Source organism: Methanobrevibacter sp., assembly GCF_045116495.1.
Lineage (GTDB): Archaea > Methanobacteriota > Methanobacteria > Methanobacteriales > Methanobacteriaceae > Methanocatella.
In genome coordinates this window covers 1-13,539 of record NZ_JBGULU010000163.1, presented here as the reverse complement: position 1 = coordinate 13,539, position 13,539 = coordinate 1, and the positions used below count along the sequence as shown (strand labels likewise).

At 35.8% G+C, this 13,539-nt stretch carries 16 protein-coding genes and 1 pseudogene; 8 read left to right on the top strand and 9 right to left on the bottom strand.

Going from position 1 to position 13,539, the window contains the following annotated elements; all coding sequences use genetic code 11:
- The 6 genes and pseudogenes from ACJMLH_RS08720 to ACJMLH_RS08695 all read right to left on the bottom strand — a co-directional run.
- Positions 1–434: pseudogene (locus tag ACJMLH_RS08720) on the bottom strand (TIGR00300 family protein); the annotation flags it as partial.
- Between the two features lie 86 nt (positions 435–520).
- On the bottom strand, positions 521–1,330 hold the full coding sequence (locus ACJMLH_RS08715; protein WP_405276769.1) for a zinc-ribbon domain-containing protein: 810 nt from the start codon (positions 1,328–1,330) through the stop codon (positions 521–523).
- Between the two features lie 9 nt (positions 1,331–1,339).
- Positions 1,340–2,302 carry a double zinc ribbon domain-containing protein gene (locus tag ACJMLH_RS08710; protein ID WP_405276767.1) on the bottom strand — a complete coding sequence of 321 codons (963 nt, stop codon included), beginning with the start codon at positions 2,300–2,302 and terminating at the stop codon, positions 1,340–1,342.
- A gap of 9 nt (positions 2,303–2,311) precedes the next feature.
- Positions 2,312–2,854 (bottom strand): hypothetical protein, encoded by a 543-nt coding sequence (locus ACJMLH_RS08705; RefSeq protein ID WP_405276765.1) that lies wholly within the window; start codon positions 2,852–2,854, stop codon positions 2,312–2,314.
- Between the two features lie 10 nt (positions 2,855–2,864).
- Positions 2,865–3,077 carry a hypothetical protein gene (locus tag ACJMLH_RS08700; RefSeq protein WP_405276763.1) on the bottom strand — a complete coding sequence of 71 codons (213 nt, stop codon included), beginning with the start codon at positions 3,075–3,077 and terminating at the stop codon, positions 2,865–2,867.
- A 7-nt stretch (positions 3,078–3,084) separates the two neighbouring features.
- A complete protein-coding gene (locus ACJMLH_RS08695; protein WP_405276761.1) occupies positions 3,085–3,576 on the bottom strand; it encodes a hypothetical protein in 492 nt (163 codons plus the stop codon).
- A gap of 113 nt (positions 3,577–3,689) precedes the next feature.
- On the opposite strand from ACJMLH_RS08695, the gene ACJMLH_RS08690 reads away from it, so the two are divergent.
- Entirely contained in the window at positions 3,690–3,968 is a 279-nt protein-coding gene (locus ACJMLH_RS08690; protein WP_405276759.1) for a winged helix-turn-helix domain-containing protein, read from the top strand.
- An 82-nt stretch (positions 3,969–4,050) separates the two neighbouring features.
- On the opposite strand, the gene speB is transcribed toward ACJMLH_RS08690, so the two are convergent.
- The 3 genes from speB to ACJMLH_RS08675 form a co-directional block, all read right to left on the bottom strand.
- Positions 4,051–4,917 (bottom strand): agmatinase, encoded by an 867-nt coding sequence (gene speB / locus ACJMLH_RS08685; RefSeq protein ID WP_405276757.1) that lies wholly within the window; start codon positions 4,915–4,917, stop codon positions 4,051–4,053.
- Between the two features lie 36 nt (positions 4,918–4,953).
- Positions 4,954–5,352 (bottom strand): translation initiation factor IF-5A, encoded by a 399-nt coding sequence (locus ACJMLH_RS08680; RefSeq protein WP_295611151.1) that lies wholly within the window; start codon positions 5,350–5,352, stop codon positions 4,954–4,956.
- A gap of 145 nt (positions 5,353–5,497) precedes the next feature.
- Entirely contained in the window at positions 5,498–5,851 is a 354-nt protein-coding gene (locus ACJMLH_RS08675; protein ID WP_405276754.1) for a hypothetical protein, read from the bottom strand.
- A gap of 63 nt (positions 5,852–5,914) precedes the next feature.
- On the opposite strand from ACJMLH_RS08675, the gene ACJMLH_RS08670 reads away from it, so the two are divergent.
- The 7 genes from ACJMLH_RS08670 to ACJMLH_RS08640 form a co-directional block, all read left to right on the top strand.
- Complete coding sequence (locus tag ACJMLH_RS08670; RefSeq protein WP_405276752.1) at positions 5,915–6,376, top strand: pyruvoyl-dependent arginine decarboxylase; 462 nt, start codon at positions 5,915–5,917, stop codon at positions 6,374–6,376.
- A 66-nt stretch (positions 6,377–6,442) separates the two neighbouring features.
- Entirely contained in the window at positions 6,443–8,302 is a 1,860-nt protein-coding gene (locus ACJMLH_RS08665) for a bifunctional NADP phosphatase/NAD kinase (RefSeq protein WP_405276750.1), read from the top strand.
- Positions 8,295–9,716, top strand: coding sequence for a coenzyme F430 synthase (gene cfbE / locus ACJMLH_RS08660; RefSeq protein ID WP_405276748.1), 1,422 nt, complete (start codon positions 8,295–8,297; stop codon positions 9,714–9,716). Before ACJMLH_RS08665 ends, cfbE begins: the two co-directional genes overlap by 8 nt.
- 144 nt (positions 9,717–9,860) lie before the next feature.
- Positions 9,861–10,730: a hydroxymethylbilane synthase gene (hemC, locus tag ACJMLH_RS08655; RefSeq protein ID WP_405276746.1), complete on the top strand. Its 870-nt coding sequence runs from the start codon at positions 9,861–9,863 to the stop codon at positions 10,728–10,730.
- A gap of 14 nt (positions 10,731–10,744) precedes the next feature.
- Positions 10,745–11,701 carry a Gfo/Idh/MocA family oxidoreductase gene (locus ACJMLH_RS08650; protein WP_405276744.1) on the top strand — a complete coding sequence of 319 codons (957 nt, stop codon included), beginning with the start codon at positions 10,745–10,747 and terminating at the stop codon, positions 11,699–11,701.
- Positions 11,702–11,710: 9 nt separating this feature from the next.
- Positions 11,711–12,322, top strand: coding sequence for an orotate phosphoribosyltransferase-like protein (locus ACJMLH_RS08645; protein WP_405276742.1), 612 nt, complete (start codon positions 11,711–11,713; stop codon positions 12,320–12,322).
- Between the two features lie 234 nt (positions 12,323–12,556).
- On the top strand, positions 12,557–13,539 hold a 983-nt coding region (locus tag ACJMLH_RS08640; RefSeq protein ID WP_405276740.1), incomplete at its 3' end, for a cation:proton antiporter.

Here is a 13,539-nt window from a genome sequence, read left to right as displayed (position 1 = left end):
TCACCTTCCTTAACATCGGCAATTGGTTTTACATAAGCTCTAGGAACATCCTCATCAACGACGACAAGACAGTCCATTTCAATCTCTTCGACAAGTATCCAGTTTCCTTTATAAAAAATATGAGTAGTGTGATTAGATGATGAATAAAAACCTTCAGGAGCAACTTTGTCTTTAGTTGATGCAACCAGTTTAACTTCCTTAATCTCATCGATAGAAGCACCAAGAACAGACAGTTCATCTAAAATAGAATTCAATAACTCGGGAGAATCTGCAGAAACTTCGATTTTAGCTCTACTAACATCTGATTTCTTTCTTCCAACATCGATTTCCAATATATCAAATTCTCCGCCTTTGTCCATGATTATGCCCATTGTCTTGGTTAATATCAATGAGTCGATAATATGGCCTGAAAGCTCTATAGTTCTTTTATTCATAATATTTTGCTCCATTTCGTTAATATTATAAATATAGTTTAAGGTGATATTTAATGGTATTGTTGGATTAAAAGTAAAAAAAAGAATTATAACCAAGATAAGTGGTCTCCCACAATACCCTGGATTTTTGATTTTAAAAACATATTTGAAACGTAAGCAACTATCACTGCAACGATAACCAGAAAGATTATCTGACTTCCAAAGAACCATTCATATACTCTAGCAACTAATTTGCCGAAACAGAATTGAATAATCGGATTTTCTAAAAATCCTAAAATTAGCCCTACAAATAATCCTGACACGACTGCATTTGCTTCATTATCAATCAAACCTGCAAAGAATCCTACACTTAAAATAACTGCGATTATAAATGAAATCCATGAAAATCCAATTAAAACACCAATAATAGATAAAATAATTGAAACTACTAAAGCAACAATAGTCGGTTTTATTATACTGTTGATGTTAATCTTATCTATGAATCCCTGATTTGAGTTTTTTGTTGGAATTGTGGCCATTTCACCAGTTTGAATGTTGGTTCCACATTCCGGACAAAATGTACTATCACTCTCTAACTTAAATCCGCAATTGCGACATATATTGACTTGTTGAGTTTTTTGAGGTTGTTTTACTTTAGCTCCACAAGTTGGACAGAACAATACGGCATCCGGAACTTCAGACCCGCAATTTTCACATCTGTTTGAATCATTTGCAACTTTTGTACCGCATTTTGAGCAGAAATCCGCATTCGGTTTTAATGATTCCCCGCAAGAAGGACATTTTAAATCTTCACTTGATTCTGCAGGTGTTTGTGATTCAGCCAGATTGTTTCCACAATTTGGACATATATCGAATGAATCAGCAATTTCAACACCACAACGACTGCATTTAACCATCTAAAACCCCTACCCAAATAATAAATCATTTTTGAGTTGATTGAATTCTTCCTGTGTTATTGCACCGCTTACAAGCAGTTCCTGAAATTCCTTTAATTGTTGAGCTTTAGTTGGTGCGGTATTTTGATTTTCAATGACTACTTTTTGCGGCTGATTTCTCAGGCTTTCAAATAAATCAACCAGGTTTTGACCAAATTTATAGCTCGGAAGTCTAATTTCATAAAAGGTATTGTCGACCAATTTTATAAGTAACCTGTCAAACATGTCTGCACTATCATTATTGGCAATCAGATCTTTGAATCTGGTTGCTTTAAGAGATTGGATATCATTTTGAATAACCCTTTTTATATCATGAGCTGAAGTTGGAGCCCTTTTAGTAATATCCTCATATCTGCTTTCGTCTCCAAGACCCAATGTTACTCTCATTGAGACGATTTTGTCAAAATAAAAGTTATTTATTCCTGCATTTACCTTTTCCCAGTCCCTATTATCAATCTCCATGAAGACAAATTTATCTTCTTTTATCATGAAGAATCCATCAATCATTGTTTCATTTCCAAAAGCTTTAGAAACATTCATAAAAGGGATTCCTGTAGAATCAAATAAATATCTATCTGTAAAAAGTGCATTAAGGGTCCTGTGCTTTGATGTTCCCTGTTCCAATCTATTGAATCTGCGAACACTAGTCAAGAAATAATCTTCATCCTTAATTCCGAATTCTTCTGCAAGCCTATCATATCTTGCAAGGACTTCATCACGTCTTGCATTCCATTCCTGCTGTTTGAAAGATACTGAAGCTCCATTGGCCAATTTATGACCGCATCCAACACAGAAATTTGTGTTTTTATTGTTTTTTGTTCCGCATTTCGGACAAACATCAGATGAGCCCTCAAACTTTTCAACCTTTTCACCGCAGTTAAAGCAGAAATCAGAACCGATAACTTCAGCTCCACAATTACTACATTTTACCATTTTCACCACCTATTGCTGATTAATTGTTTTTTTGATTCTGTTTCCCCAATCCCTTTCTTCAATATTGTTTACAGTAGATTGTAAATTGTTTGAAACATCTGCAATAGAACTGTTTAATGAATTAATTTTATTTTCCAGAATGTCTATTTCGAGTTTCATAAATCCTTTTTCAATGTCAGTGTAAACTTTAGAGGATTCTGTGATGATTTCTACAGCTTCACCATCATTTAACATGTCCATTAACCTTAAAAATACATGTTCCTGATGTTGTTTTTCATATTCTTTGATATCGGCAACAGAATAAATTTTATCCAAAAGCATTTTAATGACATTGATAAAATCCTGTCTGTCCTGATGTTCATTTATGGTATTTGGAAGAATATCAGTTTTCAATAAGAAGATGGAGTCAATTACATCATTTTCTTTTAAAACTAATGAATATCCTTTACCTCCAATATATACTAAAGCTATTGATTTTCCACCATAAATGTCTACTTCGACTTTAGAAAACTCCTTTGGTATTGATAAAAAGTCCAAATTACGTACTAGCATATTAAACACCTCATTTAATAAAATCCTTCACAAATTTACCAATGAAATAAATTACAGTTATTATGGCAATTATTATGATTAAATATAATAATAATCTTCCAAAATAAAACAATAATCCTGGAATAATAGCGCTTAAGATTAAAATGACAAATAATAATGCGATTATACCTATAACAATGCCTAATCCCAAACCCAAATTTTCAAACATATCTACAATGTCCATAAATACCTCATTTAAATTCAATAGTATTTGCATAGTGCTTTACATCATCAAGGCTTCGTCCACCAACAAAAACAACTTCATCCCCATTTTCGCTACTTTTGCCTGCCAAATATGGTGGCATTTTTGTCATATCTTCATCATTTGTGAGAATCATCAAATCACCTTCTTTAGATGCCTGATATAAATAAGATGTTGTAAGTCCATTTAGCGCATGCTCAAGAGCGTTTGATTCCCCACCTGTTAAAAGAGAATTGTTATAATAATAGACCACAATATCACCTTTTTCAATATCACAGCCCGCGTTATCTTCCCTGTATTCACATTTACTGCCCAATCCACCATTTGCCCTACAGTATGCTGTATCACTATAATGTTTTCCCAACGGAACATCCATTGTAAACAATCCGTCAAAATCCTGATTTGATGTATTTAAGGCAAATATGGCAGTTAACGAGATTACAGCCAGAATGATGATTATTACTAAAACCTTTTTGTTCATAGCCAAAACCTTCTGTAATACTAATTATTTTAAACACAACATATAAATATTGCTATTAGCATGCTAATATCATATAGATATCTACTATATAGCTAAATTCCAAATTTTAAATCATGAACAAAAAAGATGATATGAGTATCATATCCTTACTTGCACGGTCTAAAAAAAGAATCAGCGTTTTAAAATCCCTTGAAAACGAAGATAAAATCCCCACCAAAATCAGCAAGGACATTAACGACAACAGCAATCATGTTTCAAAATACTTGAAAACATTAAAGGAAGCAGAGTTAGTTGAATGTCTGAATGAAGATGATAAACGCTACAGATTCTATAGCATCACCGATAAAGGCAAATATTACCTTGATAAAGTTGAAAAAGAATATAATGATTAGTTACTTATTTAAATAACCAATTTGGGAATTTATACAACAAATTATATTCCCATTCAAAAATTGATGTATTAAAAAAAAGAAATTAATCAATTAGGGTTAAAAAGTCATAAATTATTTTGGCGGCTACAACTGCTGTAACATCACCCAATTTATCTGTTGCGGTTTCCACAACATCAAAACCTACTATATTTTTGCGGCATAACGTTTTAAGGATGTTTTCCACACTGTATGTTTCAAGTCCGCCCGGTGTCGGATTTCCAACGCTTGGTGCGATGGCCGGATTCATAACATCCATGTCTATTGAAACATAGATTGGTCCGTCAATGTTTGCCAAGTAATATTCGATTGCATCCATATGCTTGTGAACATCCCTGTTTTTGAATGTCTGAATGTTGTATGTGGACTTTACGAATTCCTCTTCATCGAGGGATGATGATCTTATACCAATCTGGACAAGGTTTGCACCCATTTCATGAGCCCTTCTCATTACTGTTGCATGTGAGTATTTCTCTCCTATGAATTCGAATGCAAGGTCCCTGTGGGCGTCCATGTGTATTACGGTTAATTTATCATGTCTTTCGGCCAGTGCCTCAATGGCTCCTATTGATGCTGAATGTTCACCGCCTATTATCAACGGTTTCAGATTCATGTCCATAAGCTCGTTGACAGTGTCCTTAACGATTTCACATGTTTTCTTGCAGTTTCCGGGAACGACATTAACGTCTCCGAAATCGTAAAATGTGGTGTTAAGTTCTTTGTTAAAAATAGTATTGTATCTTTCAAAACCAAATGAAGCTTCACGTACTACAATTGGTCCTGAGCGTGCACCAGAGTGATAAGAAGTAGTGCTGTCAAATGGAACTCCGATTATTCCAAATGAATTTTCTTTTATATCCTCATTTTCAGATGAGAATGCAAATTTCCATGGTTCATATGTATTGAAAAGCATAATTATCTAAAAAGGAAAATAAATAAGAGAAGGAATCTAGTTAGATCCTCTTGTTCTCATTATTTTCATGTTTCCTAAAGCGACAATGTATTCTACTTCAATACCTTCGACGATTGAGTCTTTTAAGTCTTCAGGCATTGGTAAGTCAATGGTATCATAGTTTTCCATGTCCATTAATTGAACCATGTCACCTTGGATGGAAATTACTTGTCCTAATCTTTTATCGATGATTGGAGTGTCTACTTTACTGTCTACAGGTTTTACAAGGCTTCTTTTTTGACCGTCAAATACTCCAATAGCTTCGATTCTTGCTTTTGCAGCTCCGTGTTTACCAGGGGATGAAGTTGAGTAACTAACGATTTTACAAGCTTCTCCTCCTAAAACAATGTATTTTCCAACTTTTAATGTTTTGATTTCTACAACTTTTGTTGACATTAATTTTCCTCCATAAATTTAATTAAAAACCGGTTTTTAATCTCATAATAAGCATTATTATTAGATTAGTATTAACTATATATTCTATTTTATATAAACTATTCGCTGAAATTGGAAATTTTTAGAGAAATTGGTAATGTTAAAATTAAATTAATCCGTGGTTATATGAATATAGCCATATTGAAACTGCAGCCAAAATCAGGATTGCGAAAATCCAGACAATGATGAAAATCTTTTTTGTGTCCTTTTCGCCCTTAATCATATATTTTTCGCCAGGTTTATCTGATGTGTGCTGTCTTGTGTTTTTGTAGAAATCATCATTTCTCAGATAGCTGTAAAATGCCCTTGCAATAAAATAGTAGACAACAACAAAAAACAGACCGATGAATGGAATTGATTGGCCCTTAAAGAATGTCAATGTTACGATTGATGTAAAAAGCATCAAGAACAGGAACAGACATGCTGATATGAATATTGATAGATACTTGTTTAAAATCATTAGGTACACCTAAATTTAATATATAATTCATTATTTAAATATGTTTAATACAAATATTAACATATGAAGATAGCTATCGTAAGTGGAAAAGATGAGGGTCCGACAAAACTAAACGCATTTGACAATGCCTTAAGCGATGCAGGAATAGGGGATGTCAACCTTATAAAAGTATCCAGTATGCTTGCAGGCAATGCCGAAATTGTGGAATTGCCCTACCTCAAAGCCGGAAGCATGGTAAACTGCGTTCTGTCCGAAATTACTTCAAACGTTTTCGGCGAAGAGATTACAGCCGCAGTGGCAGTTGCCATTGGAGAGGAGTTGGGCTGCGTTGTTGAGACAACCGGACGAGATAAAAACCCCGATGAAGTGATTAGCGAAGCAAAAGAAATGGTCAAATATATGATGGACAAACGTGGCGTCGAAATAAAAGAGCTGATTGTGGAATCCTCAACAACAACAGTAAGGGAAACAGCATCAGCCGTAGCAAGTGTCGTCTACATTACCGATGAAATAATCAGCAAATAAACAAAATACTTTACTTGATTTAAATATACATAATACAAAAATACCCTATTAAAATGAGGTGAAAAAATGGATGCTCAAGACAGAAAAATGGCAACAGATCTTGCCTATGAAATCATTAAGGAAGTAAGTAGAGCAATTAGACCCTATATTGGAACACCTGAGGCAGGTGAGAAAGTTAAAATTGGTGCTGATGGGACTCCAACATCCCTAATCGATGTAGTATCCGAAGAAATAGTTGTACACACACTAAAAGAAGCGCCTGTTTATTCATACATAATCAGTGAAGAAATTGGTGAGTTAAGGCTTGGAAAAGGTACAAAAAGAGCTATTACACTTACACAGGAACTTAGGCGTGACGATTTGAGTGAAGAGGAAAAACCTCGCTTCATATTTCTGGTTGATCCAATTGACGGAACCAGTAACGCAATCAAGGAAATTCCTGCATTTGCAATTTCAATAGCTGTTGCAAGCGTTCCTGACGGACGTGTTGCAACATTGAATGATGTTGAACTGGCATTTATTTCAAATTTAGCCAATGGTAACTTTTTTGAAGCCGAAAAAGGAAAAGGCTGCTGGCTGAACAACAAAGAGGTTCATCCAAGTGATGTCGTAAGCTTCAGCAACCTGACACTTGGAGGATTTACAAAAAGCGGAACATCACAGGCATCAAAACTTGTCGACAATGCAAGAAGAATGAGAGTTATGGGCAGTGTCGTACTGGAACTTTCATATGTTGCAAGCGGAAGATATGATGCATTTTTGGACCTTAGGGGAAGCAGAATCATTGATATTGCAGCTGCTAAACTGATTCTTGAAGAAGCCGGAGGAATAATCACCGACAAGTATGGTGAAAAACTGAAAAATACCTTAAGCATCTATGAAAAAACAATTGTTGTTGCTGCAAATACAAAGATACTCCACAAACAGATGATTGATATTCTAAATGACAACGAAACAGATGTCATAGGAAAAATCGGTATCGTAGGACGAATTGACCAGGACAGAAGCATTCTGTTTTCAGCTGAAATCATTGATTATCTCTTAACAAACGGAAGGGAAGTTCAAATTGAAGAAAGACTGGCCAAAAAGATTATTGAGCTGAAGGAAAATCCAAAACTGGATGAAATAATCAAAAAAACCAAGGAGACTTATCCTGAAATGTCCGATTATCTTGAAAACATCGACTTCAACATAGACTACGAAAAGCTTTCAAGAAATACCTTTGACTTTGACTGTGACATGGCAATCATTCTCGGAGGAGACGGAACACTCCTGAGAGCCGAAGCAAAAATGAAACCTGAAATTCCAGTATTCGGAATCAACATGGGAACCGTAGGATTTCTAACCGACACTGAAATCCAGGACACCTTCACTGCTCTTGATGAAATTCTAAGAGGAGAATACTACAAGGAAAAAAGATCAAGGCTTGTTGTATCCCACGAAAACAACTATTATTCAGCCATCAATGAAGTAGTAATCATGACAAACAAACCTGCAAAAATGCTTCATTTCCAAATCAAGGTAGACGGAGAAATTATTGATGAGGTAAGGGCTGACGGATTGATTGTTTCAACACCGAGCGGTTCAACAGCATATGCAATGTCTGCAGGAGGACCTATTATGGATCCTAAGGTGGGAGGATTTATCATTATCCCTATTTGCCCATATAAACTTGGAGCAAGACCATTTGTCGTATCAGACAACAGTGAAATCACCGTCAAATTACTTAAAAAAGGTAAAAGCGCAGTATTTGTTATGGACGGTCAGCGCAACGAAGAGGCAGATTACGAAGAAGAAATCAAATTCAAAAAATCAGACAAGGACGTTTACTTCATAAGAACCTCCACAAAATACTTCTACAAAAAGGTTAAGGACAAATTAGCTGAAGGAGGAGTGAACGACTCCAACAGGTGTGTAAATGAATAATCTAGTAATTGACATGACTCATGGAGGCGTGAAAATAGCAATTGGCCTTGCAAAAAAAGGCAAAAACGTTCTGGCATACGACATCTACAATACTCTCAATGTTATTGATAGAAAAATGCTAGATATATACGACGTTTGGTTGATTGAAGATTTAAGTGAGCTTAAAACTTATAAAGGTGAAATGAGAGTCATACATCCAATTCACCTCCCATTAACTCACGATGAAATAATTGAAAACAACCCCGATTTGAAATACTCTTTTTTAACACATCATGAAATTGTAAGGGAACTGCTGGAAGACTGGGGAGAAGACATCCCTAAAATTGAAATTACCGGCGTTAAAGGTAAAACCAGCTCTGTTTTTATGTTAAAGGAAATACTGATTGATGAAAATCCACTTATTCTATCAAGTCTGGGAGCACTTTTATATGAAGACAAAAAAGAAATCATCCTTAAAAAGGACATCTCGATAGCTCCTGCCAACATCAAGGAAACAATTGATTTGGCCTATAAAATTGCAAATCCTATCTGCAAGATTGCAGACGGTATTGTTGAGAGTGAAAATCTGAGGAAATACAACTCTGCAATTTTTGAATCATCACTTGGAGTCAGCGGCATAGGAAATGTTGGGCTTTTGACAAACATCTCTGAGAATTATCCCATAGCCAAAGGAAGAAGCAATGCAGCCAAAGCCAAAAAACAGGTATTCAACTGCAGAAATGTGGTCTGTGAAAAAGAAAGCTTTGACGAGTATTATTCAGACATGAACCACCCTAATGTCAATACATTCAGCATTGATGATGAATCAGCCAACATGTATGTTGAAGCTGTCGATTACACCCTTGACAAAACTGAAATCACAGTCTGCTATAATGGCGTTAAAACAATCGACAATGACATTTTAAAAGGCAAATTAACTGTTTATACATTTGCCCCAGGAGTTCATCATGTTAAAAATGTTTTAGGCGTGATTTTAACCTGCCTGACTTTAAAGATTGATGAAGATAAAATCATTACAGGATTGGCCAATTATAAAGGGATTACTGGAAGAACCACAAAAAGAAGTAACGGAAATTCCATCATAATCGAAGAGATAAATCCCGGAATCAATACCGATGCCATCAGACAATCAGTAAATATGATAAACGATTTAGACAACTGGCATATTGCAATCGGCGGAGATTACGGAATAACTTGTGAAGAAATAGATGAAGACAAGGTTGCCGATTATTTAGACACTCTTGAAACCGATATTATCTTAACCGGAGATGTAGGCTCATCAATATTGAGTAAAATATCTAGAAAAGCAGAGTTTATCGAAAACATCGATGAAATTTACGCACAAGCGGCAAATGACGGCAAAAACCTATTGTTCATCTACCGATCAGATTATCGCAAACTGTCACAGAGATAATTTTAACTATTTTTTAATCTAAAAATTGAAACATTTAATTATCATAACCTATAAAAAATAACAATGTAGGTCTAGGCATGGGAGAAAACCCATATTCTAGTAAAAATTAATTTTTCTAGAAAGAAAAATTCGGAGAATTATATAATGATTGTTGGAACTCGCGGAAGCCAATTGGCTCTTGCTCAAACAAATAAGGTTTGCAGCGACTTGTCTAAAATAATTGGCGAAAAAATTGACGTAGAAATTATTAAAACTAAAGGAGATAAAATTACAACCTCCCAGTTATACAATATGGATTCAAAAGGTCTTTTTACCAAGGAATTGGACATTGCACTTTTGGAAGAGGAAGTTGATTTTACAGTACACAGTTTTAAGGATTTACCTACTGAACTTGACGAAGATTTAGAAATCGTTGCGGTTCCAAAACGTGAATCTCCACATGAAGTCCTTATATCAAACATGACTTGGGATGAAATGGGACCCGGTTGCCGACTTGGAACAAGCAGCCTGAGAAGAGAAGCCTTCTGCAATCTGCATGAAAAAGAATTTGAACTCAAACCCATAAGGGGAAATATTGAAACCAGAATTCAAAAGGCTTTAGGCGATGAGCTTGACGGTACAATAATGGCTGAAGCCGGACTCAAAAGACTGAATCTTACACAGTACATTAAAACCGTATTTCCACTGGACTACATTACACCGCCGGCAGGACAAGGTGCTCTGGCCATCATCACCAGGAAAGATTATGATAAAAAAGAGACTATTCGCAAGCTAAACCATTATGTTTCAATGCAGGAAGTGCTTGCAGAGAAAAAAGTGCTTGAAGAACTTGGAGTAGGCTGCCAATGGCCAATCGGTTCAATTGCACGAATGAAAGACAAAGAATTTAATGTTTATTCAATATTATTGACTAAAGAAGGAGAAATCCTTAAAGAGCAAAACGAAAAAGGTTCTATTAAAAATGCGCTTGAACTTGGCGGGCGCATTGGAAGACTTTTCGCGGATTATATTTAAACGGAGGAATTGAAGTGAAAACTGTAAACGTAGGAGTTATCGGTGTAGGAGCTATGGGTGAAAACCATGTCCGTGTATACCACAAAATGGAAGAAGCTAATTTAGTTGCAGTTTCTGACGTTAGTGAAAGGGCGCTTAAAAAAATTGAGAAAAAATATGGTGCCAAAGGATACACAGACTATTGCGAACTACTTAGCAATCCAGAAATTGAAGCTGTAAGCGTGTGTGTGCCAACTACATTCCACCATGCCGTGGTAATGGAAGCTATTAAAGCAAAAAAGCACGTGCTTGTTGAAAAACCAATTGCATTTACATTGAATGAGGCGGAAGAAATGATTGCTGCTGCAAAAGAGGCAGGAGTAATGCTTGCAACTGGACATGTTGAAAGGTTCAACCCCGCTGTTCAAAAGGCTAAAGAACTAATTGATGACGGAGTAATTGGAGATGTAGTGTCTGCTTTTGCAAAAAGAGTAGGACCACTCCCACCTAGAATAAAGGACGTAGGTGTATCAATAGATTTAGCTATTCACGATTTAGATATAATGAATTACCTATTTGACGAAGAAGTGACTCAAGTTTACGGTACAATGAACTGCAGTTTTGACGATTCCGAATTTGAAGACCATGCAGAGATCATGGTGAACTTCGACAATGAATCAACAGGAATCATTGAAGTAAACTGGCTAACTCCGTATAAACGTAGAGAACTGGAACTTACCGGTACTGCAGGAATCATATCTGTAGATTACATCAAGCAGAGCATTGAAGTGTTCGGTAAGTTTGCACAGGACATTCAAATCAAACATGAAGAACCACTTAAGGGAGAACTGAAATCCTTCTTGAATGCGGTAGTCAATGATTTGGAACCTGAAATAACAGGTGAAGACGGACTTAAAGCTCTTAAAATGGTTATTGCTGCTAACAGATCTTCTAAAGAACATAGGCCAATCAGTTTTGAAGAACTAGAATAAGGTGATAGTGTGAAAGAAAAATTAATCCTAAAAGCTCAAGAACTCAGACAACACGGATTCACAACCGGTGAAATTGCTGATGAACTCAATGTAAGTATGGATACAGCAAGATGGTTAATACTTCAAAAAACCGAAGAGGTTAAAGTTGAAGCACCAGTTGACTTTGCAATTAATTGGAAAAGTATTGGTGGAAACTCAACACGTTTGAGTTATGTTTCCGGTGCTTTGAGCGATATTGCGTTGACCCATGGTGAAGCTGATGTCGTTTGTGGAATTGCAGTTAGCGGAATTCCATTTGCAACCGTAATGGCTGAATTTTTTGAAGACATGACTGGAATAGACACTTCCCTTGCTATTTTCCACCCGAACAAACACAGAAAAGATAGTGACGATTTTGATGATGAAGGTACAATCAGTACCAACTTCGGAACTGTTGAAGGCAAGAAAGTCGTTATCGTTGATGACGTCATCACCAGTGGAAAAACTGTCAAGGAAGTCATTCACACAGTAAAAGATTTGGGCGGTGAACCTACCTGCGTTACTGTATTGATTGACAAAGCAGGCCTTTCAGAAATTGAAGGAATCCCTGTTGAATCTTTAATTAAAGTTAGTAGATTATAATCTACTACCATTTTCTCTTTTTAACACCACTAACCATGATTACATTAACTATGCATATTTCAATATAACATCCCATTTCACCATCATGAAAATGATGCAATTTAATTCACGAAATGTAAAGCCAAACCATAAACACCTGAAAAAACCATCAGTTTAATCACACCAATAATTAATTTAATTAGTGATGTAAAACAAATATACCATTTGTAAAATATAAATATACATAGAGATAACATGAATATTCAAATACTTCAAAATATGTCAATAATTCTAATCACCGCAGTGATAGTGTTGTTGATTTTCAACAAATTAAAATTGCCTTCGATGATAGGGCTTTTCATTACAGGAATCGTTTTAGGTCATGCCATCAATGATACAACATTAATATCCAGCCTTTCAGAGCTTGGAGTGATATTTCTTTTGTTCATTATCGGTCTTGAGTTTTCAACCGAAAAATTCTCGGCAATCAAACACTATGCATTGATTGGCGGGATTCTGCAGGTGGTTCTGACAACGATTCTGATAGCTCTTCTAGGTCTGATTTTGGGCATGAATATTAACAGCGCAATATTTTTCGGATTTCTGGTTGCCTTTTCATCAACTGCAATCGTCATGAAAATAATGCAGAAAAAACACATCACACACTCCTCACAGGGAAGAGTAACCCTCGGTATTTTAATATTTCAAGATATTGCAGTCATTATAGTCATATTGATTACTCCACTTCTGGGAGGTCAGCCTTTAGAGGTTCATTCAGTCCCGACACTGCTGGTTAAAGTTGTGGGACTTGGACTGCTGATATTTATCGGAGCCAAATGGTTCATTCCATTAGCTCTGAGGGATGCCGCAAAAACAAAAAACAGGGACCTGTTTTTGCTTCTGACATTATTCATATGTATGGGAACAACATTTGCAACAAGCCTCATTGGAATCGGCCCCGAACTTGGAGCCTTTATAGCAGGACTGCTCATTTCAAATACAGAATACTCACATCAGACTTTAGGTTATATTCAACCGTTTCAGGACGTTTTCATGAGCTTATTTTTCATTAGTATCGGTTTGATGGTTAATTTGCATATGTTCATGTACAATATCGTTGCAATCGTTTCACTGACTGCAGCAGTACTTGTGATTAATTTCACAGCCACACTGATAACCGGAATGGCATTGAAACTTCCAGCAAAAGTTTCCATAAGCATTGCGATTCTTTTAAGTCA

Bases quoted from the DNA above. Each gene is read 5' to 3' on its own strand.
- ACJMLH_RS08715 (WP_405276769.1), bottom strand. From the start codon at position 1,330: ATGGTTAAATGCAGTCGTTGTGGTGTTGAAATTGCTGATTCATTCGAT.
- ACJMLH_RS08705 (WP_405276765.1), bottom strand. From the start codon at position 2,854: ATGCTAGTACGTAATTTGGACTTTTTATCAATACCAAAGGAGTTTTCT.
- ACJMLH_RS08680 (WP_295611151.1), bottom strand. From the start codon at position 5,352: ATGTCAACAAAAGTTGTAGAAATCAAAACATTAAAAGTTGGAAAATAC.
- ACJMLH_RS08710 (WP_405276767.1), bottom strand. From the start codon at position 2,302: ATGGTAAAATGTAGTAATTGTGGAGCTGAAGTTATCGGTTCTGATTTC.
- ACJMLH_RS08675 (WP_405276754.1), bottom strand. From the start codon at position 5,851: ATGATTTTAAACAAGTATCTATCAATATTCATATCAGCATGTCTGTTC.
- cfbE (WP_405276748.1), top strand. From the start codon at position 8,295: ATGAATAATCTAGTAATTGACATGACTCATGGAGGCGTGAAAATAGCA.
- ACJMLH_RS08700 (WP_405276763.1), bottom strand. From the start codon at position 3,077: ATGGACATTGTAGATATGTTTGAAAATTTGGGTTTGGGATTAGGCATT.
- ACJMLH_RS08670 (WP_405276752.1), top strand. From the start codon at position 5,915: ATGAAGATAGCTATCGTAAGTGGAAAAGATGAGGGTCCGACAAAACTA.
- ACJMLH_RS08695 (WP_405276761.1), bottom strand. From the start codon at position 3,576: ATGAACAAAAAGGTTTTAGTAATAATCATCATTCTGGCTGTAATCTCG.
- ACJMLH_RS08690 (WP_405276759.1), top strand. From the start codon at position 3,690: ATGAACAAAAAAGATGATATGAGTATCATATCCTTACTTGCACGGTCT.
- hemC (WP_405276746.1), top strand. From the start codon at position 9,861: ATGATTGTTGGAACTCGCGGAAGCCAATTGGCTCTTGCTCAAACAAAT.
- ACJMLH_RS08665 (WP_405276750.1), top strand. From the start codon at position 6,443: ATGGATGCTCAAGACAGAAAAATGGCAACAGATCTTGCCTATGAAATC.
- speB (WP_405276757.1), bottom strand. From the start codon at position 4,917: ATGCTTTTCAATACATATGAACCATGGAAATTTGCATTCTCATCTGAA.